Source organism: Streptomyces sp. PTY087I2 (assembly GCF_001687325.1).
Classification (GTDB): Bacteria; Actinomycetota; Actinomycetes; order Streptomycetales; family Streptomycetaceae; genus Streptomyces.
Map to the genome: position 1 here is coordinate 303,421 of NZ_LZRD01000019.1, position 21,893 is coordinate 325,313.

A 21,893-nucleotide genomic window follows, 5' to 3' on the forward strand; every position below is an offset into this window, starting at 1 on the left:
ATGACAGCCGCACAGACCACCATGACGCCCGATCAGAACACCCGAGCCTTCGAACTCCGCACCGCCGCCCGCTTACTGGAACCGGGGGTGGGCCGCCGGCGCTTCCTGACCGTCACCGGGGCCGCCGCCGCGCTCGCCTTCGCCGTCAACCTGCCCGCCGCCGGCACGGCGAGCGCCGCCGAGGCCGACGCCCGCCGGATCGCCGAGGACCCCTTCACCCTCGGCGTCGCCTCCGGCGATCCGCACCCCACGTCCGTCCTGATCTGGACCAAACTCGCCCCCCGCCCCTTCGAGCCGGGCGGCGGACTGCCGTACAGCCGGATCGAGGTGCGCTGGGAGGTCGCCCGCGACGAGCGCTTCCGCCGGATCGAGCGGCGCGGCTCCGCCACCGCCCACCCCGAGTTCGCCCACAGCGTCCGCGCCGACGTCCAGGGCCTCGACTCCGGCCGCCTCTACTACTACCGCTTCCGCACCGGCAACTGGACCAGCCCGGTCGGCCGCACCCGCACCGCCCCCGCCCCCGGCGCCCGTAACAGCTCCCTCACCCTGGCCGCCGTCTCCTGCCAGGCGTACCACGACGGGTACTTCACCGCCCACCGCCACCTCGCGGCCGAGGACGTCGACGTGGTCTTCCACCTCGGCGACTACCTGTACGAGTACGCCGTCAACGCCACCGGCGGGGCCCGCAACTACACCGACCGCCGCCTCCCGGACCTCTTCAACCGCGAGACGACGACGCTGGAGGACTACCGGCTGCGCTACGCCCTCTACAAGTCCGACCCGGACCTGCGCGCCGCCCACGCCGCCCACCCCTTCGTCGTCACCTGGGACGACCACGAGACCGAGAACAACTACGCGGGCGAGATCCCCGAGAACGACGTCCCCCCGGAGGAGTTCCTGCTCCGCCGGGCCGCCGCGTACCGCGCGTACTGGGAGAACCAGCCGCTGCGCGCCCCGCAGCGCCCCACCGGACCCGACATGACGCTCTACCGCCGCCTCCGCTTCGGGCGGCTCGCCCAGTTCGACATCCTCGACACCCGCCAGTACCGCGACGACCAGGCGTACGGCGACGGCTGGCGCACCCCCGGACCCGAGTCCGAGGACCCCGCGCGCACCATGACCGGCGCCACCCAGGAACGCTGGCTGATCGACGGCTGGCGGGCCTCGGACGCCACCTGGAACGTCGTCCCGCAGCAGGTCACCTTCGCCCAGCGGCGCGATGTGCCCACCGACGCCTTCAAGCTCTCCATGGACTCCTGGGACGGCTACCCCGCCTCCCGGCAGCGGGTGCTGGCCGGGGCCGAGGCCGCCGGGGTGGACAACCTCATGGTCCTCACCGGCGACGTCCACGTCTCGTACGCCTTCGACCTGAAGAAGGACTTCGCCGACCCCGCCTCGCGCACGGTCGGCACGGAGATCGTGACCACCTCCATCGCCAGCGGCAAGGACGGCGCGGACCGGCCCGCCAACTGGGAGAACCAGACCCGAGCCAATCCGCACCTCAAGCACTACAACGGGCGGCGCGGCTACGCCCTTGTCACCCTCGGCACGAAGGAGGCCCGCGCCGACTTCCGTACGGTCGCGGCCGTCACCACCCCCGACGCACCCCTCGCCACCGCGGCCTCGTTCGTCACGGAGGCCGGGAACCCGGGGCTCAACCCGGCCTGAGAGAACTCAGGCGTCCGCCGGGTAGCGGACGCCGATGCGGTCCCGTACCGCGTCGAGCGTCCGCATCACCGCCAGCGAACCCTCCAGCGGGACGAGCGGCGACTCGACCTCGCCCGCCCGCACCGCGCGCACCACCTCGGCCGCCTCGTACTGCATGCCCGACAGCCCCCGCGGCCCCGGCCCCGACGTGATCGTCTCCGGCTCCGCACCCGCCCGCCGCAGCACGAAGTGGTCCGGGTGGAAGAAGTCGCGCGGGAGGTCGATCCGGCCCTCCGTGCCGATCACGGTGGCCGCCGTCGGATGGTGGCCGACGATCGAGCAGGACAGCAGCGCGGTCGCACCGGAGTCCCAGCCGAGCAGCATCCCCGTGTTCAGGTCCACGCCCTCGGGGGAGAGCAGAGCGTCGGCCTGGATCCGGTCCGGCTCGCCCAGCAGCAGGTGGGCGAAGGAGACGGGGTAGACCCCGAGGTCCAGCAGGGCTCCGCCGCCCAGGGCCGGGTCGCGCAGCCGGTGGCCGGGGGCGAAGTCGCCCGCGAAGCCGAAGTCCGCCTGTACGGTACGGATCTCGCCGATCGCCCCGTCCCGGACCAGCTCGGTCAGCCGGCGGACCACCGGGTTGAGGTAGGTCCACATGGCCTCCATCAGGAACAGGCCGCGTTCCCGGGCGAGCGCGACCAGCTCCTTCGCCTCCCGGCTGTTGAGCGTGAACGCCTTCTCGCACAGCACATGCTTTCCGGCCTTCAACGCGAGCGAGGCCGCCGCGTGGTGCGCCGAGTGCGGGGTGGCCACGTAGACCACGTCCACCGTGTCGTCGGCGACCAGCTCCGCCCAGCTCCCGTAGGCCCGGGCGATCCCGTGCCGGTCGGCGAAGGCCCGCGCCGAGGCCTCCGTACGCGAGGCGACGGCCACCACCTCGGCGTCCGGCAGCCCCTGTAGGTCCGCCGTGAAGGTCGCGGCTATGCCGCCCGTTGCCAGAACACCCCAGCGCACCCTGTCACCCATGCCCGCCACCCCAGCCCACCCGAAAAAGGTATCGACCACTCCGGTCGAGCTGAGAGCATAGATGCGGATTCAACGATGTGGAGATGAGAATGCCGGAGAGCGGCGGCGGCCGGGCCCAGCAAGAGCACATACCCTCCTCCGGGACCGGCCCCGGAACCCCCGGCCTTCCCGCCCCGGCGGCGAAGGCCGCCCGGCGCACCGGACTCCTGGTCACCCTGGTCCTCGGTGGGCTCACCGCCCTGCCGCCGCTGTCCATGGACATGTACCTCCCGGCGCTCCCCGCCGTCACCGACTCCCTGAGCGCCCCCGCCGCCACCATCCAGCTCACGCTGACCGCGTGCCTGGCCGGGATGGCGCTCGGCCAGCTCGTCGTCGGACCGATGAGCGACCGCTGGGGCCGCCGCAGGCCACTGCTCCTCGGCATGGTCGTCTACGTCCTCGCCACCGCGATCTGCGCCCTGGCCCCCACCGCCGGACTCCTCATCGGCTTCCGCCTCCTCCAGGGGCTCGCGGGCGCTGCCGGGATCGTCATCGCGCGGGCCGTGGTCCGCGACCTCTACGACGGCGTGGAGATGGCCCGCTTCTTCTCCACCCTGATGCTGATCTCCGGCGCCGCCCCGATCGTCGCGCCGCTGATCGGCGGGCAGGTCCTGCGGATCACCGACTGGCGGGGCATCTTCGTCGTGCTGACCGCCGTCGGCATCGTCCTCACCCTCGTCGTGTGGAAGTGGCTGCACGAGACGCTGCCGCCCGCCGCCCGCCACACCGGCGGCGTCACCGACGCCCTGCGCACCATGCGCGGGCTGCTCGCCGACCGGGTCTTCACCGGCTACATGGTCGCGGGCGGGCTCGCCTTCGCCGTCCTGTTCGCGTACATCTCCGCCTCCCCGTTCGTCGTGCAGGAGATCTACGGGGCCTCCCCGCAGACCTTCAGCCTGCTCTTCGGCCTCAACTCCATCGGCCTGATCGTCGTCGGGCAGATCAACGGCAAGCTCCTCGTGGGCCGGTTCCGCCTCGACAAGGTGCTCGGCTTCGGCCTCGCCGTGATCGTGCTGGCCGCCGTCGCGCTGCTGCTCATGACGACCGGAGTCTTCGGCGAGGTCGGGCTCGTCCCGGTCGCCGCCGGGCTGTTCGTCCTGATGTCGGCGATGGGCCTCGCCATGCCGAACACCAACGCCCAGGCCCTCATGCGGACCAAGCACGCGGCGGGCTCCGCCTCCGCGCTGCTCGGCACGTCCTCGTTCCTCATCGGGGCCGTCGCCTCCCCGCTGGTCGGCATCGCGGGGGAGGACACGGCCGTCCCGATGGCCGTCGTCCAGGTGAGCTGCGCGGTCGCGGCGGTGGGCTGCTTCCTGCTCCTGTGCCGCCCCTGGCAGCGCACGGGACGCGAGGCCGGCGGGCTCTGAGCCCTGCGGGTCGGCCGGGGAGCCTCAGCCCGTGCGCGTCCGGGAGGGCTCAGCCCGTGCGCGGGTAGCCGATCAGATGCGTACGGTCCTGCCGGTCGGTCCAGCGGAACACCCCGACCCCCGTCGTCTCCGTCCCCGGCAGCCGGGCGTTGCGCGACAGCCGCTCGGTGCTCCAGGTGGCGAAGTCCATCGCGACCGGGAGCCCGCCGCCGGACAGCGCCTCCGAGGCGTCGCGCGCGTTCTCGGCCCCGTACGCGATGCCGTCGTCCGTCACCGTGGCCAGCGTCAGATGCGCGGTGCCGCTCTCGTCCTCGAAGCAGCGGCCCTGCTTCGCCTCCAGGTCGAAGGCCAGGTTCCCGGCGATCAGATAGTCGCCGGAGGGGGAGAGGACCGCCTGCGGGTAGCGCCCCGGCTTTATGGCCGGCTTGTGGCACTCCACCGAGGTGAGCACCTCCCCGGTCGCCGCGTCGTGCACCGCCCACAGCTCATGGGTCGCCGCGCGCTTGGTCTTCTTCGCGGGCTGCCACTTCGCCAGTACGTGGTCCGGGGTCATCGACGTCACCACGCCGCTGTCCTTCTCGGTCCCCTCGGGCGCCACGTTCCGGCTGAACCAGCCGCCGCGCACCCAGAACTCCCGCGCCCCGCCCACCAGCAGGCCGTCGGCCGTCCGGCCGTGCACCTCGGTGAGCTGCCTGCACGCCGGGCAGCCCTTGGGATACCCGAGCTTGTCCGCGCCCAGCTCGGACACCTCACCGGTGACCGGGTCGACCAGGGTGCTGTTCGCCTTCGCGTCGCTGATCACGATGCCCGGCCCGGTCGTGGTCACCTTCGGGGCCCCGGACCACGGCACCTCGACGCGCTGCCGGTTCCCGTTCGTCACGTCGTACAGATCCAGGGAGAGGAAGGTGTCCTCCGGCGAAAGACCGTCGCCGGCCTTCCCGTAGGACCAGGTCACGAAGTACTGCCGGTCGCCCTTGGCCACCGTGGCGAGCTTGGGGTAGTGCAGCGGGTCCGGCGGCCGCCAGGCCTGGCCCCGCCAGCCCAGCTCGCCGGTGGCCGTGTCGACGGTGCGCAGCCGGTAGCGGGTTCCCTCGGACCGCTCCAGATAGGCCAGCAGACCCGTGGAGTGGGAGACGGCGACATCGGGGGAGGAGCCGATGATCTCCCAGCCCCGGTTCGTCGCGTACTGCGGCGGCACGTTCAGCCGGGTCACCGGGCCCGCGCTCGGCAGCACCGGCTTCGCCGTGGGGGTGGCCGCGCCGTTCTTCCTCCCGCTGTCGTCGGGGCTGCCGCCGCAGGTCGCCAGCAGCAGGAGCAGGGCGAGAAAGACCACCCCGCCGACCAGCGTCAGCCGCACGATCTTCTGCCTCATGGCTCCCCCGCTGGACCATCTTGATCTGGTGCCGTGCACGCGCGGGTCAGCGTAGCAACAGGCCTCCGGCCACGTGGAGTTCGCCGGATTCCTGTTCCGTACCGGTTACGTGGACCCCTCGTGCGGGCCCGCCCGGCGCCTCGTGCCGCTCGCGCACACGACGGCGTACCCCCTCCGGCGACGGCGAAGCGGAATGCGGCCGGCGGGCCGCCTCCGCCTACAATTCGGCGGTGAACGTCACCCTCCCCACCGCACAGTCCCTGCGCGCGGCGCTGGCCGGGCTGCTCGACGGACTGCCGCCCAAGCAGGCCGCGCAGGCCGTCGACCGGCTGATCGCCAGCTACCGCGGGGAGACCCCGACGAACGCCCCGATCCTGCGGGACCGCTCCGACGTCGTCGCGTACGCCGCGTACCGGATGCCCGCCACCTTCGAAGCCGTACGGTCCGCCCTCGACGCCCTCGTCGAGGCCGCGCCCGACTGGGCCCCCGCCACCCACACCGACGTCGGCGGCGGCACGGGCGCGGCGAGCTGGGCGGTCGCCGGGGCCTGGGAGGGCCCGGCCACCACCGTCCTGGACTGGGCCGAACCCGCCCTCGCGCTCGGCCGTGAACTGGCCGAGGCGTCCGGCGTGGAGTCCCTGCGGGCGGCGCGCTGGGAGCGGGCCCGGATCGGCGCGGCGCTTGAGCTGGCCCCGGCCGACCTGATCACCGTCAGCTACGTCCTCAAGGAGCTGCCGGCCGCCGCCAGGACCGAGCTGGTCGACGCGGCCGCCGGGGCCGGGCAGGCCGTGGTGATCGTCGAGCCCGGCACCCCCGACGGGTACGCCCGGATCATCGAGGCCCGCGACCGGCTGATCGCCGCCGGACTGCGGATCGCGGCCCCCTGCCCGCACAGCGACGCCTGCCCGATCGCGCCCGGGACCGACTGGTGCCACTTCTCGGCCCGGGTCAGCCGCTCCTCGCTGCACCGGCAGGTCAAGGGCGGCTCGCTGAGCCACGAGGACGAGAAGTTCAGTTACGTCATCGGCACCCGCTTCCCCGCCGCCCCCGCGCCCGCCCGGATCACCCGCAAACCGCAGATCCGCAAGGGCCTGGTGCAGCTGGAGCTGTGCACCCGGGACGAGGGGCTGTCCCGCGCCACGGTGACCAAGCGCCACGGCGCGCAGTACCGGGCGGCCAGGGACATCGCCTGGGGCGACCCCTGGCCGCCGGAAGGCACCGAAGGCGCGGCAGGCTAGCCGCGCAGCTCCTGCGTACAGCACTTCACGCTGCCGCCGCCCTTCAGCAGCTCGCCCAGGTCCATCGGAATCGGCTCGAATCCCCGGTCCCGCAGGGGATCGAGCAGCCCGGTCGCGCCCTGCGGCAGCAGCACATGGAGTCCATCGCTCACCGAGTTGAGCCCGAACGCCGCCGCGTCCGCCTCCCGGGCCAGCAGCGCGTCCGGGAACAGCCGGCGCAGCACCGCCCGGCTGGCGGGGGAGAACGCGTCCGGGTAGTACATGATCTCGTCGGCCGCCGCGTCCAGCACACAGAGCGCGGTGTCCAGGTGGTAATAGCGCGGGTCCACCAGATCGAGCCCGATGACCGGCACCCCGAAGAACTCCTGGGCCTCCATGTGCGAGAGCGGGCTGGAGCGGAAGCCGCGCCCGGCCAGCAGATAGGAGGCGGTGACGGCGAAGTCCCCCTCGCCCTCGTTGACGTGCTCCGGCTCATGGACCTCGGCGAAACCGTTCTCCCGGAACCAGTCCCGATGGGCCCCGGCCTCCTCGAACCGCTCCCGGTACGCGAACAGCGCGCCGAGCACCCGGCCGCCGATCACCGTGGCCCCGTTGGCGGCGAAGACCATGTCGGGCAGGTCGGGACGGGGGGTGAGCAGCTCGACGGTGTGGCCGAGGCCCCGGTAGCGGTCGCGCAGGTCCTCCCACTGGGTCTGGGCCAGCGGCAGGTCCACGGGTTTGGACGGGTCCATCCACGGGTTGATGGAGTAGGTGACCCGGAAGTGCGTCGGCGCGCACATCAGGTAGCGACGAGGGGTGGCGTCACGGTTCAACTCGGGCTCCTCGCGATCGGCGGCCGGGGCCGCGGAACGGTGGGATGCGCACGGTCTGTGCGTGAGCCCATGGTGCGCCGTGCGCGCCGGATCCGCAGTGATCCGATCGGGTGGTTCACCGAACACGGCACAAGACACCGCGAGACGGCACACCGCACAAGACACCGCGAGACGGCACGAGACCCTGCAAGACGATACGTATCGGCTTGCGCGGCGGTAGATTGGCCGCATGGCACCCACCAAGGCACCCGACTCCAGCCGCCGCAGCGACCGCTCCCGCCGCGCCATCCACGATGCCGCCCTCGCCCTCGTCGCCGAGGTGGGGTACCCGCGGACGACGATCGAGGGTATCGCCGCCCGCGCCGGGGTCGGCAAGCAGACCATCTACCGCTGGTGGCCCTCCAAGGCCGCCGTGCTGATGGACGCCTTCCTGGACCTGGCGGGCCGGGTCGCCGAGGGGGCCGGGTCCGGCGAGGAAGCGCAGTCCGGCGAGGCCGCCCAGGGCATCCCCGACACCGGTGACCTGGTCGCCGACCTCAAGCTCGTCCTGCGGGCCACCGTCGACGAGCTGAACGACCCGGCGCTGGAGGCCCCCATCCGCGCGCTGACCGCCGAGGGCATCGTGGACGCGAAGCTCGGCGCCGAATTCGTTCACAAGCTGCTCGATCCGCAGCTCGCGTTGTACGTCACACGGCTGCGGGCCGCCCAGGAGGCCGGGGACGTACGCGCCGACATCGATCCCCGGACCGCCCTGGAGCTGCTCATCGGCCCGCTGATGCACCGCTGGCTGCTCCGGACGCTGCCGCTCACCCATGCGTACGCCGACGAGATCGTCGACTACGCGGTCGGCGGGCTCGCCCCGCGACCGTGACACCGGGACCCGCCGTCGTATCCGAAATGTGGCGACATCGGGCGTGATGGTGCTCACTCGGTGCAGTGGTACACGGCCCCGCTGGTGAACTCTGGCCACCCGAACCGCAGGATGGTGCGACCATGGACAGGCAACGCTGAGGTGAACTGCTGAGGTGAGGGGATAGATGGGCGCCGATTCCGGCCGTTTCCGCGGCACAGAGAGCAGGATCTCCCAGTGGCTGCGGCGACGTCCCAAATCATCCGGGGCCGAGACCGCCGAGTCGGCCCGGGTGGAGCTGCTCCTGGCGGTCGCCGACGCGGGCATGCCGATCGCCCCCGCCGCCCACCCCGTCGGATACCGATGTTCGTGCGAACGCATCGGCTGTCCCACCCCCGCCCGGCACCCCGTCTCCTTCGCCTGGCAGACGCAGTCGACCACCGACCGGGCCCAGATCGAGCGCTGGGCCGCCGGCCAGCCGCAGGCCAACTTCATCACCGCGACCGGCATGATCCACGATGTGCTGGACGTCCCGCTCACCGCGGGCGAGAGCGCTCTGGAGCGTCTTCTCGACGCGGGCATCGACGTCGGCCCGGTCGCCCGGTCCGGCGACGACCGGATGCTCTTCTTCACCGCCACCCGCGGCACCCCCGAGGACGAGGACGAGTGGTGGCCCTGCGAGCTGGACTGCCACCCCGAGACCATGGACGCCCACCCGGGCCTGCGCTGGCACTGCCGGGGCAGCTATGTCCTCCTGCCGCCCGCCCGGCTCCCCGGTGAGCTGGACGTCCACTGGGTGCGCGGGCCCGAGCACGAGCTGCCCGACCCGCTGACCCTGCTGGAGACGCTCACCGACGCCTGCGCGCGGTACGCGGGCAGCGCCGAGCAGAGCGAGCTGGACCACGACGCGATCGCCTGGCCGCTGAGCCGCTGAGCCGCTGAGCCGCTGAGCCGCTGAGCCGCTGAGCCGAGGAGCTGAGCCGCCACGCCGTGCGGGGCCGCTGAGCCGCGCGGAGGCGCTATTCGCCCTTCGCCGCGATCAGGCCCGGCAGCCGGTTCAGCATCCGCACCTTGCCGCCGGAGCCCGCGTCCGCACCGGAACCGGCCCCCGCGGCCCGCGGCGGCACGTGCACCAGCTGGCTGGAGATCCGCTCCTTGGTGAGGGTGCTGTTCACCTCGCCGGTGAGCAGCGCCTTCACATCCGGGTTGACCTCGGGCCGCAGCCCCTTCGCGGCGACCTGCCGTTCGAAGTGCTTGCTGTTGAAGAAGACCAGCGCCCCGCCGTCCTCGGTGCGCAGCCCCAGCGGTGCGAACGTGTCGCCCGTCAGCGGCTGGTCGACGTACTGGTACGAGAACCCCGCCCGCCGCGTGGTGCGGCGCGTCTCGCGCCAGCCGGAGGTGGACGTGGACGCGGTGAACACGTCCGGGGTGCCGTTCTGTAGATAGCCCGTGTACGAGGAGCTCAGGTCGGCGGGCGCCACGGCCAGCTCGTCGTCCTGCGGCTTCACCGGGGTGGCGAGCCCGTCCCCGTCGAGGGCGAACTCGGGCACCTGGGAGGCCGGGAGGACACCGAGGTAGGCCGCCTTCCACAGCGCGTCGGGGCCCGTCCGTACGAACACCACCAGCCAGCGGGTGTCCAGCTTCCCGCCGTCCTGGTCCCGGTTGGAGTCGGTGTCCGCGAGGAACCAGCGCGGCCAGCCCGCCTTCTTGGGGATGACGTAGTTCGCGTCGTCCAGCACCAACGGCTTGTGCGCCTTGTTGCCGTCCGGGTTGTACGTCTGGCGGGCCTTCAGCCCGGCCTGATTGATCGCGCCGAGCGAGCCCGTCACCCGGTCCGCGTCCAGCGCCGGATCGAACGCCTTGTCCGCCGCGTTGTAGGCGTCGGTGAAGTCCTTGAGCGCCTGGGCGGCCTCGGACTTCTTCGCCCCGGGCAGCACTTCCAGCTCCCCGTGCACCGTCACACAGCCGGTCGCCGTCAGGCACAGCACCGTCGCCGTCGCGAGCCCCGCCGTCAGCCGGCCCAGTCCAGGGTGTCTCGTCATCCGCTGCTTCTGCGCCTTCCGCGTCCGTCGCCCGCACTGACCGTCGAAACCCTACCGGGGCCGCGACGGGCGTGCGGGCGCGGACCGGATACAGCGTCCACACCGTGACCTGCCGGCCGGACAAGCCCTGGAACCACGTCAGTTCTGACGTACCGGCACGATCAACGGTGTGCCCGTACGCGGGTGGGGGAAGACCTCCACCGGCTGCCGGTAGACCTCGCCGAGCAGTTCACCGCTGAACACCGTCTCCGGCGGGCCCAGTTCCGCGATCCGCCCGTCGTGCAGGACGGCGGCCCGGTCCGCGTACGCCGCGGCGAGCCCCAGATCGTGCAGGACGACGACCACCGCGTCCCCGGCGGCCGCCCGCTCCCGGCAGATCCGCAGCACCAGCTCCTGGTGGCGCAGGTCCAGGGCGGCGGTCGGCTCGTCGAGCAGCATCAGCGGGGCCCGCTGCGCCAGCACCCGGGCCAGCGCCACCCGCGCCTTCTCGCCGCCCGACAGCGCCGAGAACGGGCGGGCCGCGAACCGGGTCACCTCGGTCGCCGCCATCGCCGCGGCCACCGCCGCGTCGTCCTCGTCCTCCCGCTCCGTACCGGCCCAGGGCGCGCGCCCCATCCGTACGACGTCCTCCACCGGGAACGGGAAGGACAGCGCGGCCGACTGCGGCAGCACCGAGCGGCGCAGCGCCAGTTCGGGCGCGGTCCAGGCGGTGGCCGGGCGGCCGTCGATCCGCACCTCGCCGCTTCCGGGGGCCAGATCGGCGGCGAGAGCGGCCAGCAGCGTCGACTTGCCGGCCCCGTTCGGCCCGACCAGGGCGACCACCTCACCGGCGTGCGCGGTCAGGTCGACGGAGTCCAGCACCTGCCGCTGCCCGAGGCGGACCGAGAGCCCGGCGGCCTCCACGGCGGGGGCGCCGGGCGCGACGGGCGAGGGCAGCTCCCGGGTCCGTACCGCGAAGAGATCTCTCAGCGTCCTCATGCCCAACCACCTTGCTTACGACGGGTCCTGCGCAGCAGCCAGAAGAAGAACGGGCTGCCGAAGAGCGCGGTCAGCACCCCGAGCGGCAGCTCGGCCGGGGCCGCCACGGTCCGGGCCGCGAGGTCGCCCGCCACCAGCACCAGGGCGCCGCCGAGCGCGCTGCCCGGGACGAGGAAGCGGTGCCCCGGACCGTTCGCCATCCGCAGCAGATGCGGGACGAGCAGCCCGACGAAGGAGATGATCCCGGCCACCGCGACCGCGGCGGCCGTCAGCAGCGCCACCACCAGCACCAGCACGATCCGCAGCCGCTCCACGTCCACGCCCAGGTGCCGGGCGGGCCGTTCGCCCAGCGCCAGCAGGTCCAGCTTGCGGGAGTAGAACGGGGCGATGAACAGCCCGGCCAGCGCGCACGGCAGCACGGCCAGCACCTTGGGCCAGGTCGCCTGGGAGAGCGAACCGAGCTGCCAGAAGGTGATCTGGGTGATCTGCGCGTTGTCCGCGAAGAAGATGAAGAGCCCGATCAGCGCGCCCGCGAAGGCGTTGACGGCGATACCGGTGAGGATCAGCGTCACCACCTCGGTCCGGCCGCCGGAGCGCGACAGCGCGTAGACGAGCAGCACGGTCGCCAGACCCGCGATGAACGCGAAGACGGTGATGGTCCAGTTGCCGAAGAAGGTCAGGCCGAGCGCGATCGAGGCGACCGCACCGACGGCCGCGCCCGCCGAGATCCCGATCACGCCGGGTTCGGCGAGCGGATTGCCGAACACGCCCTGCATCAGGGCGCCCGCGCAGCCGAGCGACGCGCCGACGAGCAGCGCGAGGGCGACCCGGGGGAGCCGCACGTTCCACAGGACGCTCTCGCCGACCCGGTCCAGCGCCTGCCCGCCGAGCCCGATCCGGTGCTGCACGGAGGACAGGACGTCCCCGAGCGGGATGTTGTACGCGCCGATCGCCGCCGACAGCAGACAGCCCGCGAGCAGGGCGAGGGAGAGCCCCACGGTCAGCAGATACGCCGTGCCGCGGGAGGACTTGGGGGCGGCTTCCGCCACTGGCCCGTCCGGGGACTTCTCCACGGACTCGGTCCGTTCCTCGTACGAGGTGGTCACTGGCCCGTGCCGCCCTTCGCGTACAGCTGCTCGACGATCTCGGTGAGTACCCGGTCGGTGCGCGGCCCGTAGTTCAGCAGCACCCCGTCGTCGACCGTGACGACCCGGCGGTCCATGCCGGCCGGGGTCTCCGCGATGCCGGGGATCTTCACGAGGCCGTCCATGCCGCCGACCGACTCGAACCCCTTGGTCATCAACAGGATCGCGTCCGGGGCGGCCTTGGCGAGGGCCTCGCTGGTGATGGCGGTGAAGTCCTTCTTCAGACCCGATTCCTTCCCGGCGTCGACCGCGCCCGCCGCCTCCAGCAGCGAACTCGCCCCGGACTCCGCGCCGCCCAGCAGATAGACGGAGGCCGAACCGCGCAGATAGAGGAAGGCGACCCGGGGCTTCTTGCCGTCGGCGTGGTCCGGGATGGACTTCTGGACGTCGGCGATCCGCTTCTCGGTGCGCTCCTTGAGCTCCGTACCGGCCGACGGTACGCCCAGGGCCTCGGCGACGGTGTCGATCCGGCGGCCCACGTCGTCGAGTCCCTTGGCGGGTTCGACGACGAGCAGCGGGATGCCCGCGTCGCGGATCTGGTCGATGGCCTCGGACGGCCCGGTCGTGGTGTCGGCCAGCACGATCGTCGGCTTCAGCGAGAGCACGCTCTCCGCCGAGACGTCATGGGCCCGGGTCACCACCGGGAGCTTTTCCGCCTGTTCGAAGGTGGCGGTGATGTCGCGGGCGACGACCTGCTTGCCGAAGCCGAGCGTGAAGACGATCTCGCTGAGCGACCCGGTCAGCGGCACGATCCGGTCGGTGGAGTCGATCGTGACCTTCTTGCCGTCCGCCGAATCGACCGTCACCGGCAGCTTCGGCGCGGGCGCGGCGGCCAGCGGCTCGACCCGGTCCGCGTCGGCGGAGCTCTTGGCGGACGCGGGCTTCGGCGCGGAATCGTTACCTCCACCGCAGCCGGTCAGGACCAGGGCGAAGGCCACGGCGGCGGTGAGGGCGGCGGCAGCCCTGCCCCGGGCCGGGCGACGGCGGGCCGTGCGTCCGGTGTCTGGGCCCGTCGGGGCGAAGTCCTGCGAGATGCGCACTGGGCACCGTCCTGTCGTTCCCGCGGCGTGCGGTGGGTGGTTCGGATGTGTGGAGATGGTGGAGGTGGCGGAGGGGTTCCGGCACAGGCTGGGAATACCTTAGGTTAGCCTTACCTGCGCATCCAGTCCTCGGAGGGTCCCTCATGCCGTCGTCCAGATCCACCCGCGCGCTCGCCGTCGCGCTCCTCGCGGTACTGCTGGGGGCTCTGCTCCCCGCCGCCACCGCGCAAGCGGCAAGCCGCACGGTGCAGGGCGGACGGCTGGACTGGGGCATCAAGGCGTCCTTCCAGAGCTATGTCACCGGGCCCATCGCGAACGGCAGTTGGAGCCTGACCGGCGGCGCGGCCACGGTCGGCGGCAGCCAGTTCCGGTTCCACTCGGCGACCGGCTCCTACGACCCGGACACCGGGGCGTTCAGCTCCGCCTTCTCCGGCGGCGTGCACTTCACCGGCCACAAGAAGGCCGACGGCAGCAACGAGCTGGACCTGACGATCAGCCGCCCCACGATCCGCATCAGCGGCGGCAGCGGCATGCTCCACGCGGACATGGTCAGCAAGGAGCGGGGCACCGGCAAGGTTTCCAGCCGCTCCCAGGTGCCGCTGGCCCGGCTCGGGCTCGGCGGGATCAACATGAAGGGCGGGTCCACCCCCGTCGCCCTCACCAACGTCCCCACCACGCTGACCGCCGAGGGCGCCTCCGCCTTCGCCGGCTACTACACCGAGGGCACCCCGCTCGACCCGGTCAGCCTCTCCGTCGACACCAAGGGCCCCGCCGCCCAGCCGAAGCCGACCGCCCCGGACGAGAAGAAGGACGAGGGCGAGAAGAAGGACAAGGACAAGGCGGAGAAGGACAAGGAGAAGGCGGGCCGCTTCGAGGACGCCGCCGTCGACTGGGGCGTACGCCGCACCTTCCGCGAGTACGTCACCGGCTCCATCGGCCAGGGCAAGTGGACGCTCGCCGACGGCGCCCAGGACGGCGGGGCCCTGTTCCGCTTCCCTCAGGGCAAGGGAACGTACGACGCGAAGAAGGAGACGCTGGACGCGGAGTTCAGCGGCAGCATCCGCTTCACCGGCGCCCACGACCTCGACCTGAAGTTCGCCGCCGTCACCGTCGCCGTCGCCAAGGGCGAAGGCACCCTCTCCGCCGACGTCACCAGCGAGGGCAAGACCACCAAGGACGTCCCGATCGTCACCTTCGAGGCCGAGGACTTCGCGCCGAAGAACGGCCTCGCCGCCCTCACCGAGGTCCCCGCCGCCCTCACCGCCGAAGGCTCCAAGGCGTTCGGTTCGATGTACAAGGCGGGCACCGCGATGGACCCGGTCTCGCTCGCCGTGGCCGTCGACGACAAGGCCGAACTGCCCGCGCTGCCCGACCTCGGCAGCGAGCCGACCGCGGCCGCCGAGCCCACGAAGAAGGCCGCCGAGGAGCCCTCCGCCGCACCGGCCGCGGCCTCCTCCGACTCCGGCCCGGGCGCGGGCACCTGGGCGGCCGTCGGCGGCGGTGCGCTGCTCGTCCTCGGAGCCGTGGCGGCGTTCTTCGTCCTGCGCCGCCGGTCCGCGCAGCCGGCCCCCGAAGCCGGCGCCGACGCCGCGGCCCCCGACTCACCCCAGACTTCCTGACCCCGGCATCCCCCCATGCGTGCCTTATGGATCATCACCCCCTCCCCCCACGCTTCTCTTCCGCCCCCGCTCCCCTTAGGAGACACACCGACATGGCAGCAACCCGCCGCCCCATAGCCCTTGCCGCGGCCGTCGCCACGGCCGCCGCCCTCGGCGCCACCGCCTTCGCCCTCCCGGCCCTCGCCGCCGGGGCCCCGGCGGCCGCCCCCACCGCCGCCCCGACGTTCGAGATCGTGGACGGCACGCTGGACTGGGGCATCAAGGAGTCCTTCCGCAAGTACATCGTCAGCCCGATCGCCCAGGGCGAGATCACCGTCTCCGACGGCGCCAAGCAGGCCGACGGCAACGGCGTGTTCACCTTCGTCGACGGCAAGGGCTCCTACGACGTCGGGACGCACGCCTCCGACACCGCGTTCAAGGGCGGCGTCCGGTTCGAGGGCCACCACGGCGTGCTCGACGTCCAGCTGAGCGACATCAAGGTCGGCACCGGCCGCGAGACCGGCACCATCACCGCCGACTTCACCAGCAAGAAGACGGACGGCACCGTCGTCTCCAAGGACGACGCCCCCATCGCCGCCCTCGACATCACCGGCGCCGAGCGCGGTCGCGGCGCGAACGGCGAGACGGTCTTCACCGACATTCCGGCCAAGCTGACCGCCGAGGGCTCGGAGGCCTTCGCCGGCTTCTACGCGGAAGGCGCCGAACTCGACCCGGCGACGCTGACGCTCAAGACCGCGGCTCCGAGCCCGTCCCCGTCGGACGACCCGACCAAGGACCCGGACCCGACGAAGGACCCGGACCCCACCAAGGACCCGGACCCCACCACGGACCCGACCAAGGGCCCGGACCCGACCAAGGACCCGAGCGCCGACCCGACCCCGACCGCCTCCGAGACCGCCGCGCCCGTCAGCGGCCCGGTCGTCGACGGCACCCTCAACTGGGGCGTCAAGGAGAAGTTCCGCTCCTACGTCGTCGGCAACATCGCCCACGGCAAGATCGTGACGAGCGACGGCGCGTCCGCCGACGGCGACGGCTACCGCTTCACCAAGGCGACCGGCCTCCTCGACGCCGACAAGAACACCCTCGACGCCGCGTTCAAGGGCAAGGTGCGCTTCCTCGGCCACGAGACCAACGGCGCGTACGTCCTCGACCTGTCCATCAGCAACCTGAAGGTCGACATCGAGGGCACCTCCGGCACGCTCCTCGCCGACGTTGCCTCCAAGGACCAGAAGACCGGCAAGGTCAACAAGTTCACCGCCCTGTCCTTCGCCGACCTGAAGGTGCCCGCCGGCGCGCTCGCCGCCAAGGGCGGCATCGTGAACCTCAAGAACGTCCCGGCGACGCTCACCACGGACGGCGCCAAGGCGTTCGGCGGCTTCTACGAGAAGGGCGAGGAACTCGACGCGCTGAACGTCGCGGTCTCCATCGACAAGGACGCCCAGCTCCCGGGCGACACCACCGGCGGCTCCGGCTCCACCGGCGGTTCGGGCTCCACCGGCGGTTCCACGGCGGGCGGTTCGACCACCGGCGGCGGTACGGTCGGCGGCGGCTCCACCGGCGGTTCGGTCGGCGGCTCCGGCGCCCTCGCCTCCACCGGCTCCGACGTCCCGACCGGCGCCCTGATCGCCGCCTCCGGCGTCGTCGTGGCGGCCGGCGCGGGTGCCGTGATCGTGGCGCGCCGTCGCCGCGACGTCACCGCCTGATCCACCCGCACATCCCCCGGGGCCGTACCGGCAGCAGCAGTGCTCGCCGGTACGGCCCCGCGGCCATGCCCGCTCGCTTCCCGCCCCGGCGCCCGGCAGTGCTTGAATGCCCTGGTGAACGACTACGACGTACCCCGGGGCATCGACGTCCTGCGGGTGTTCTGCGGACCCGACGGCCGGTACGGCAACGCCCTCGGCGTCGTACGCGACGGAAGCGGCCACCCCGACGAGGCGTCCCGGCAGCGGCTGACCCGCCAACTGGGCTTCAGCGAAACCGTGTTCGTCGACGACCCGGAGCGCGGCCGGGTGGACATCCACACCCCCGGACTCCGGCTGCCGTTCGCCGGTCACCCGCTGGTCGGCGCCGCCTGGCTGCTCGACCTGGAGATCCTGGAACTGGCCGTGGGGGACGTGTTCGCGCGCCAGGACGGCGAGTTCACCTGGATCACCGCCTGCCCCGAATGGGCCCCGCCGCGCACGCTCCAGCAGTACGCGAGCGCCGCCGAGATCGAGGCACTGCCCGGCCCGCCGCCCGGCGAGGGCTGGCTCTACGCCTGGGCCTGGGAGGACGAGGCGGCCGGACGGGTCCGGGCCCGGGCCTTCCCGAGGCGGGGCGAGGAGGGAATCGCCGAGGACGAGGCGACTGGCGCCGCGGCCATGCTGCTGAGCGCCCGCCTCGGCCGGGCCCTGAACATCACACAGGGACGCGGCTCCCAGATCCTCACCGCACCCGCGCCGGACGGCACGGTGGAGGTCGGGGGCCGCGTCCTGATGGCCGCCCGGGGGTGAACCCGGGCGGCCTCTCCTCCCGCGACGGCGCCTACCGGATCGCGGCGCCGAACGCCTTGCCGACCGCCGGCAGTCCGTCCTTGCCCGGCTCGTAGCTGGTCACGGGCTGGACCGGACCACCGGTGACGTTGGACCACGGCATCAGGTGCGCGCCGCCCCGGGCGCCGGGACCGTTCGGCGTGCCGATGTACAGGTGCGACGGGGTCGCCGTGATGCTGCTGCCGAGGAACTGGCCGGTTCCGGGAACGCCCGGCAGACCGGGGGTTCCGCCCGGGACGATCCAGCGGTCCGAGGCCCCGGGAGCGCCGAGCAGCGCGAACGTCTGGATGGCGCCGGAGTCCACGACCGTGCCCTCGTCCTCGCCCGGGATACCGACGGCCAGCAGCAGTGTGGCGGTCGTACCGACGTTCCTGGGGCGGGCGTTGACGGCGGCCACCTGCTCACCGAACCGGTCGCCCGCCTCGGCGGCGCCCGTGACGTCGGCCTTCTCCTGGTGGATGTCGTTGAGCTCGCTGACCACGCCGCCCGCCGTGATGCGCAGGACGACCACCCGGCCCGCGTCCGTCTTGTTCACTCCCGCGACCTCGAGGTCCTCGCCCGGAGAGCCGACGGCGAGGATCGAGTCGCCGTCGACGGCGGAACCCTCGGGCCGGTAGGAGATCATCGACAGCGCCTTGCCGAAGAAGTCGTTCGCCTCGTTGGCGCCGCTGATGCCCTCGGTGTCCTGGTGGACCGCCTTGACCGGGGTGGGGATCTTGTTGGCGTTGAGGTCGTGCTTGAAGGTCTGGATGCCACCGGTGCCCGCGGTGGTCTCGATGGCCTCGTACGGCATGCCGATCGCCAGGTGGTTCGGCGAGCCCGCGACGGAGTAGCCGAACTGGTCGCCCTTCTCCGTCGCCCCGGGGACGGACGAGTTGCCCTGATTGATCGCGACGTTCGTGTCGCCCCGCAGATAGATCGCGTTGCCCGCGTCGGCCACCGTGCCCAGGTCCTCGCCGGGCACGCCGATCAGGATGTACGGGTCTCCGGCCGCGGTCTTCCCGGCGGCGACGGAGAAGCCCATGTGGTCCTTGGCCTCGGAGGCCGAACCGAGGAGCGCTCCGGTGCCGCTGCCCTGCTCGAACCAGGTCCCGGCACGTCCCTTGCCCAGCCCCTCGGGCGAGCCGTAGACGATCTGCACCGCCCCGGCGTCGGCGACGTTGCCGATGTCCTCGTCGGGCACCCCGACCACCAGATCGGTGTAGCCGTCGGCGTTGTAGTCCACCGTGGCCAGCGCCGTACCGAAACCGTCGCCCGCCTCGGGGCCGCCGTTGACGCCCGGACCGCCCTGGACCAGCTCGGCGACGCCCGCGCCGTTGCCGTACACCACGCGTATCAGCCCGGCGTCGGCCGCACCGGCCACCGTCGCCTTCGGGTCGGCGACGGCCACGTCGCGGTGGCCGTCCCCGTTGAAGTCGGCGTACGGGGCCGCCGTGACGGTCTCGGTGACCCAGTCGCGCAGGTCGTCGACGCGGCTCCCGACCGCGCCGGTCCGGGTCTCCTCCTCCGGAGCGCCGAAACAACCACCCTGCCAGGAGCGGCTGTTGACGCCGACGAGCTCGACGGTTCCGCTCTGCTCGCGGAAGACCGGGCCTCCGGTGTCGCCGGCGCACACGGCCGCGCCGTCCACCCCGGTGATGTTCACGGTGGTGGCGTCCGACCCGTCGACCGAGAACCGCCCCTGGTGCATCCGGATCGGGGCCCACTCGTCCGCGGTCCGGCCGAAGCCGGTGCCGGTGAGGGTCTCGCCGGCAGCGGGCGGGGTCGCGGCGAGGGCGGCCGGGGCGATGGTGGTGACCGGCTTGGCCAGCCGGGCCAGCACCAGGTCGCGGTCGGCACGGGGCACGAGCTCGACCACGGTACGGACCTGGCCGGCGGAGGTGCTGGTGTCGGTGCGGCCGATGACAGCCGTGGTGGCGTCCTTCGGCGCGCCCGGCAGCAGCTGCTGGGCCTGGGCCGGGTCGTCCACGAAACAACTGGCCGCCGTCAGGAGCCAGTCACGGTCGACGAGCGTGCCGGAGCAGGCGCGCTTGCCGTTGCCTATGTCCAGCCGGGCGGTGAAGCCGTGGGCGTCGGCGGCGGACGGTGTTCCCACGACGGCATGGGCCGCGGGAGCCAGAAAGGTGCCTGAGACGAGGGCTGCTGCCAGCAGCCCGCTGGTCACAGCCGTACGAGGGCGGGGGAGGAGCACGGGGTTCTTCCTATCGGGTAGGTGGCTGTGCTGACGCGCGGACGCGCGTTCCGCGGTCGGGCGGGCGAACGATCCCCGAGCGGGGACCGAAATACCGCGCCCGGCGGATCAGCCGGTGACGCGAAGCTCGACGAGCACGGAACGGGCTCCGCCCGGGGTGCCCTCGCCCACGCTCTCGAAGCCGCCCTTGGGGACGTCCACCGTGGTGGTCTCGCCGTCGGCGGTGAGGTCGGCGCTGATCGGGCGGTCCGCCGCTTCGAGGGCGAAGACCCGGGGGAGCGAGAGCGTCAGAAAGCCCTTCGCCGCGGTCGCCCGGAAGCAGTAGGTGCCCTCGCGGCCGGCACCGGAGTCCGCGACGGTCAGCACGCGGATCTGCGGGGCGTTCAGGTCGCAGTCCGTCAGCACGATGTGGCCGTCGCCCCGCTTCAGCTCGATTCCCCGGGTCTCCAGAACCCGGTCGGCCCCGGGGTAGGCGAAGTCCTCGACCGCGAAAGGCGGCAGTTCCTCATTCGCCGCCGGAGCGGGACCGGCGGCCGATGAGAACGGAACGGCAAATATCAGAGCCGCTGCGCCAATTATTCCGGATGCCCACAGGGAGCGACGGCGGAGAGCCATCAAAATTCCTTTCAGGCATGGCGCCTGCGCATCTGAAGACCCCCGCCTAGATGAAATGTAAAAAGAACCATGAAAGATGCCGTCACAACTTACTCACAAGTTGAGTCGACGTCAAGTGACCGTTATGGGCGGTGATTTCGCTTTCGTCTGGAGGTGTCGTCCGCTCTGCGGCGCACAATTCCCGGTTTCGCCGGAAATCCGGAAGCATTTACCGGTTCGTGTGGGTGCCACCTATGGAGGGCCGGTGAATCTTCGAGAGGTTATGATGCGCCGGTTCTGACAAATTCATAGGCGGCTGTATCCGCCTGCGCGGGGCAAGGGACGGGGATTTCGTGAATCGCAGAAGAGGACGGTCTCTGCTTCAGGGGAGGGCGGTGAGGTCAGCCGCTTTGGGAATGGTGTCGATGGCGCTCACGCTGGGTCTCCTGGGAGCCTCGCCCGCAGTGGCCCGGGAAGACGGACCGACCGCCGGGATCGGTGCGCTCGCCGAGGCGGACCCGACCGATCGCGGTCTGGCGGTCGACCTCTGGAAGTCGGGCGGCCCGGGTGTCAGAGCGGCTGCCGAGGCCGCGCTGACCGGCAGCGACGCCGACGTCCAGGCGTTTCTCGCCGCGGCGGAGGAACTGTCCTTCCAGGACGGCCGCGTGAGCGCGGCGCAGATCGCTTCGGTGGGAGGCCCCGAACTGCTGGCCGCGGCCCGTGAGGCGCTGGCCGGGACCCCCGACGAACTGGAGGACTTCCTGGACGACGGCTGGGAGGACCCGTTCGAGCAGGATCAGCGGGTCCGGGTCGCCCAGGTGATCGATGCGGGCGGGCCCGGTGTGCAGGAGGCGGGCCGGGCGGCGCTGGCCGGATCGGCGGAGGACGTCTCGAAGTTCCTGAAGGAGGGCCAGTTCGTCCAGCGGGAGCAGGACGAGCGGGTTCAGCTGGTGCAGGTCATCAGCGTGGGCGGGGCCAATGTCCAGGCGGCGGGGCGTCTGGCCCTGTCGGGGAACGCTGCGGACATCCGTGAGTTCCTGGAGGTCGGGCAGTTCGTCGCGCGGGCGAAGGACCAGGAGCACGACACGGTCGCGCAGCTTGCCGCGCAGGCGAAGGAGGCGGGGCGGCAGGCCGCGAAGGAGACGAAGTCGGCCCAGGAGCAGTCGAAGAAGGCGGTCGAGGCCGCCAAGCTGGCCAAGGAAGCGGCGTTGAGGGCCGCGTCCGAAGCGGAGGCGGCCAAGAACGACACGAACAAGGCGGCGCGGGCCGCGGGGCGGGCGGCGAAGGCCGCTTCGCAGGCGGCGGTGTCGGCGCAGGTGGCCATCGACGCGTCGAGGGCGGCGAACAACTCGGCGCGGGTCGCGGCGAACGCGGCTTCGCAGGCCGCGGCCGCGGCGGCGGGTGC

17 protein-coding genes and 1 pseudogene are annotated in these 21,893 nt (G+C 72.4%); 9 read left to right on the top strand and 9 right to left on the bottom strand.

Translation table 11 applies throughout. The annotated features are described in order from the left end of the window. Positions 1-1,668 carry an alkaline phosphatase gene (locus A3Q37_RS22260; protein ID WP_065487375.1) on the top strand — a complete coding sequence of 556 codons (1,668 nt, stop codon included), beginning with the start codon at positions 1-3 and terminating at the stop codon, positions 1,666-1,668. A gap of 6 nt (positions 1,669-1,674) precedes the next feature. On the opposite strand, the gene A3Q37_RS22265 is transcribed toward A3Q37_RS22260, so the two are convergent. After that, positions 1,675-2,670, bottom strand: coding sequence for a Gfo/Idh/MocA family protein (locus tag A3Q37_RS22265; protein WP_065487416.1), 996 nt, complete (start codon positions 2,668-2,670; stop codon positions 1,675-1,677). A gap of 89 nt (positions 2,671-2,759) precedes the next feature. Between A3Q37_RS22265 and A3Q37_RS22270 the strand changes: the two genes are divergently transcribed. After that, entirely contained in the window at positions 2,760-4,076 is a 1,317-nt protein-coding gene (locus A3Q37_RS22270; RefSeq protein ID WP_065487376.1) for a multidrug effflux MFS transporter, read from the top strand. A 49-nt stretch (positions 4,077-4,125) separates the two neighbouring features. On the opposite strand, the gene A3Q37_RS22275 is transcribed toward A3Q37_RS22270, so the two are convergent. Next, a complete protein-coding gene (locus A3Q37_RS22275) occupies positions 4,126-5,448 on the bottom strand; it encodes a hypothetical protein (RefSeq protein WP_065487377.1) in 1,323 nt (440 codons plus the stop codon). Between the two features lie 230 nt (positions 5,449-5,678). On the opposite strand from A3Q37_RS22275, the gene A3Q37_RS22280 reads away from it, so the two are divergent. Then, a complete protein-coding gene (locus A3Q37_RS22280) occupies positions 5,679-6,686 on the top strand; it encodes a small ribosomal subunit Rsm22 family protein (protein ID WP_065487378.1) in 1,008 nt (335 codons plus the stop codon). Here A3Q37_RS22280 and ddaH read toward each other — a convergent pair. After that, positions 6,683-7,534, bottom strand: a pseudogene (gene ddaH / locus A3Q37_RS22285) (dimethylargininase); the annotation flags it as partial. The gene A3Q37_RS22280 and the pseudogene ddaH sit on opposite strands and share 4 nt — an antisense overlap. Positions 7,535-7,727: 193 nt before the next feature. On the opposite strand from ddaH, the gene A3Q37_RS22290 reads away from it, so the two are divergent. After that, positions 7,728-8,369: a TetR/AcrR family transcriptional regulator gene (locus A3Q37_RS22290; protein ID WP_065487380.1), complete on the top strand. Its 642-nt coding sequence runs from the start codon at positions 7,728-7,730 to the stop codon at positions 8,367-8,369. Positions 8,370-8,535: 166 nt separating this feature from the next. Continuing rightward, positions 8,536-9,282, top strand: a complete 747-nt coding sequence (locus A3Q37_RS22295; RefSeq protein ID WP_065487381.1) for a bifunctional DNA primase/polymerase — start codon at positions 8,536-8,538, stop codon at positions 9,280-9,282. Positions 9,283-9,367: 85 nt separating this feature from the next. Here the strand turns inward: A3Q37_RS22295 and A3Q37_RS22300 are convergent, their stop codons facing one another. The 4 genes from A3Q37_RS22300 to A3Q37_RS22315 all read right to left on the bottom strand — a co-directional run bounded on the left by A3Q37_RS22300 (position 9,368) and on the right by A3Q37_RS22315 (position 13,553). Beyond that, positions 9,368-10,390: a hypothetical protein gene (locus A3Q37_RS22300; protein ID WP_065487382.1), complete on the bottom strand. Its 1,023-nt coding sequence runs from the start codon at positions 10,388-10,390 to the stop codon at positions 9,368-9,370. A 138-nt stretch (positions 10,391-10,528) separates the two neighbouring features. Beyond that, positions 10,529-11,368 (bottom strand): heme ABC transporter ATP-binding protein, encoded by an 840-nt coding sequence (locus A3Q37_RS22305; protein ID WP_065487383.1) that lies wholly within the window; start codon positions 11,366-11,368, stop codon positions 10,529-10,531. Beyond that, the gene (locus tag A3Q37_RS22310; RefSeq protein ID WP_065487384.1) at positions 11,365-12,474 is read right to left on the bottom strand and encodes an iron ABC transporter permease; all 1,110 of its coding nucleotides are present in this window, start codon (positions 12,472-12,474) and stop codon (positions 11,365-11,367) included. The genes A3Q37_RS22305 and A3Q37_RS22310 overlap by 4 nt, the downstream gene beginning before the upstream one ends. Beyond that, positions 12,471-13,553, bottom strand: a complete 1,083-nt coding sequence (locus A3Q37_RS22315) for a hemin ABC transporter substrate-binding protein (RefSeq protein WP_065487385.1) — start codon at positions 13,551-13,553, stop codon at positions 12,471-12,473. Before A3Q37_RS22315 ends, A3Q37_RS22310 begins: the two co-directional genes overlap by 4 nt. A gap of 143 nt (positions 13,554-13,696) precedes the next feature. Between A3Q37_RS22315 and A3Q37_RS22320 the strand changes: the two genes are divergently transcribed. The 3 genes from A3Q37_RS22320 (at position 13,697) to A3Q37_RS22330 (ending at position 17,664) form a co-directional block, all read left to right on the top strand. After that, the gene (locus A3Q37_RS22320) at positions 13,697-15,172 is read left to right on the top strand and encodes an HtaA domain-containing protein (RefSeq protein WP_065487386.1); all 1,476 of its coding nucleotides are present in this window, start codon (positions 13,697-13,699) and stop codon (positions 15,170-15,172) included. Between the two features lie 92 nt (positions 15,173-15,264). Then, positions 15,265-16,875 carry an HtaA domain-containing protein gene (locus A3Q37_RS22325; RefSeq protein ID WP_065487387.1) on the top strand — a complete coding sequence of 537 codons (1,611 nt, stop codon included), beginning with the start codon at positions 15,265-15,267 and terminating at the stop codon, positions 16,873-16,875. Positions 16,876-16,989: 114 nt separating this feature from the next. Then, a complete protein-coding gene (locus tag A3Q37_RS22330; RefSeq protein WP_065487388.1) occupies positions 16,990-17,664 on the top strand; it encodes a PhzF family phenazine biosynthesis protein in 675 nt (224 codons plus the stop codon). 31 nt (positions 17,665-17,695) lie between these two features. On the opposite strand, the gene A3Q37_RS22335 is transcribed toward A3Q37_RS22330, so the two are convergent. Further along, positions 17,696-19,798: a trypsin-like serine protease gene (locus A3Q37_RS22335; RefSeq protein ID WP_369691465.1), complete on the bottom strand. Its 2,103-nt coding sequence runs from the start codon at positions 19,796-19,798 to the stop codon at positions 17,696-17,698. A gap of 204 nt (positions 19,799-20,002) precedes the next feature. Next, positions 20,003-20,509 (bottom strand): hypothetical protein, encoded by a 507-nt coding sequence (locus A3Q37_RS37935; RefSeq protein WP_255311899.1) that lies wholly within the window; start codon positions 20,507-20,509, stop codon positions 20,003-20,005. A gap of 404 nt (positions 20,510-20,913) precedes the next feature. On the opposite strand from A3Q37_RS37935, the gene A3Q37_RS38240 reads away from it, so the two are divergent. Then, positions 20,914-21,893, top strand: a 980-nt coding sequence (locus tag A3Q37_RS38240; RefSeq protein WP_304364744.1) for an ALF repeat-containing protein, incomplete at its 3' end; no start/stop codon positions are given.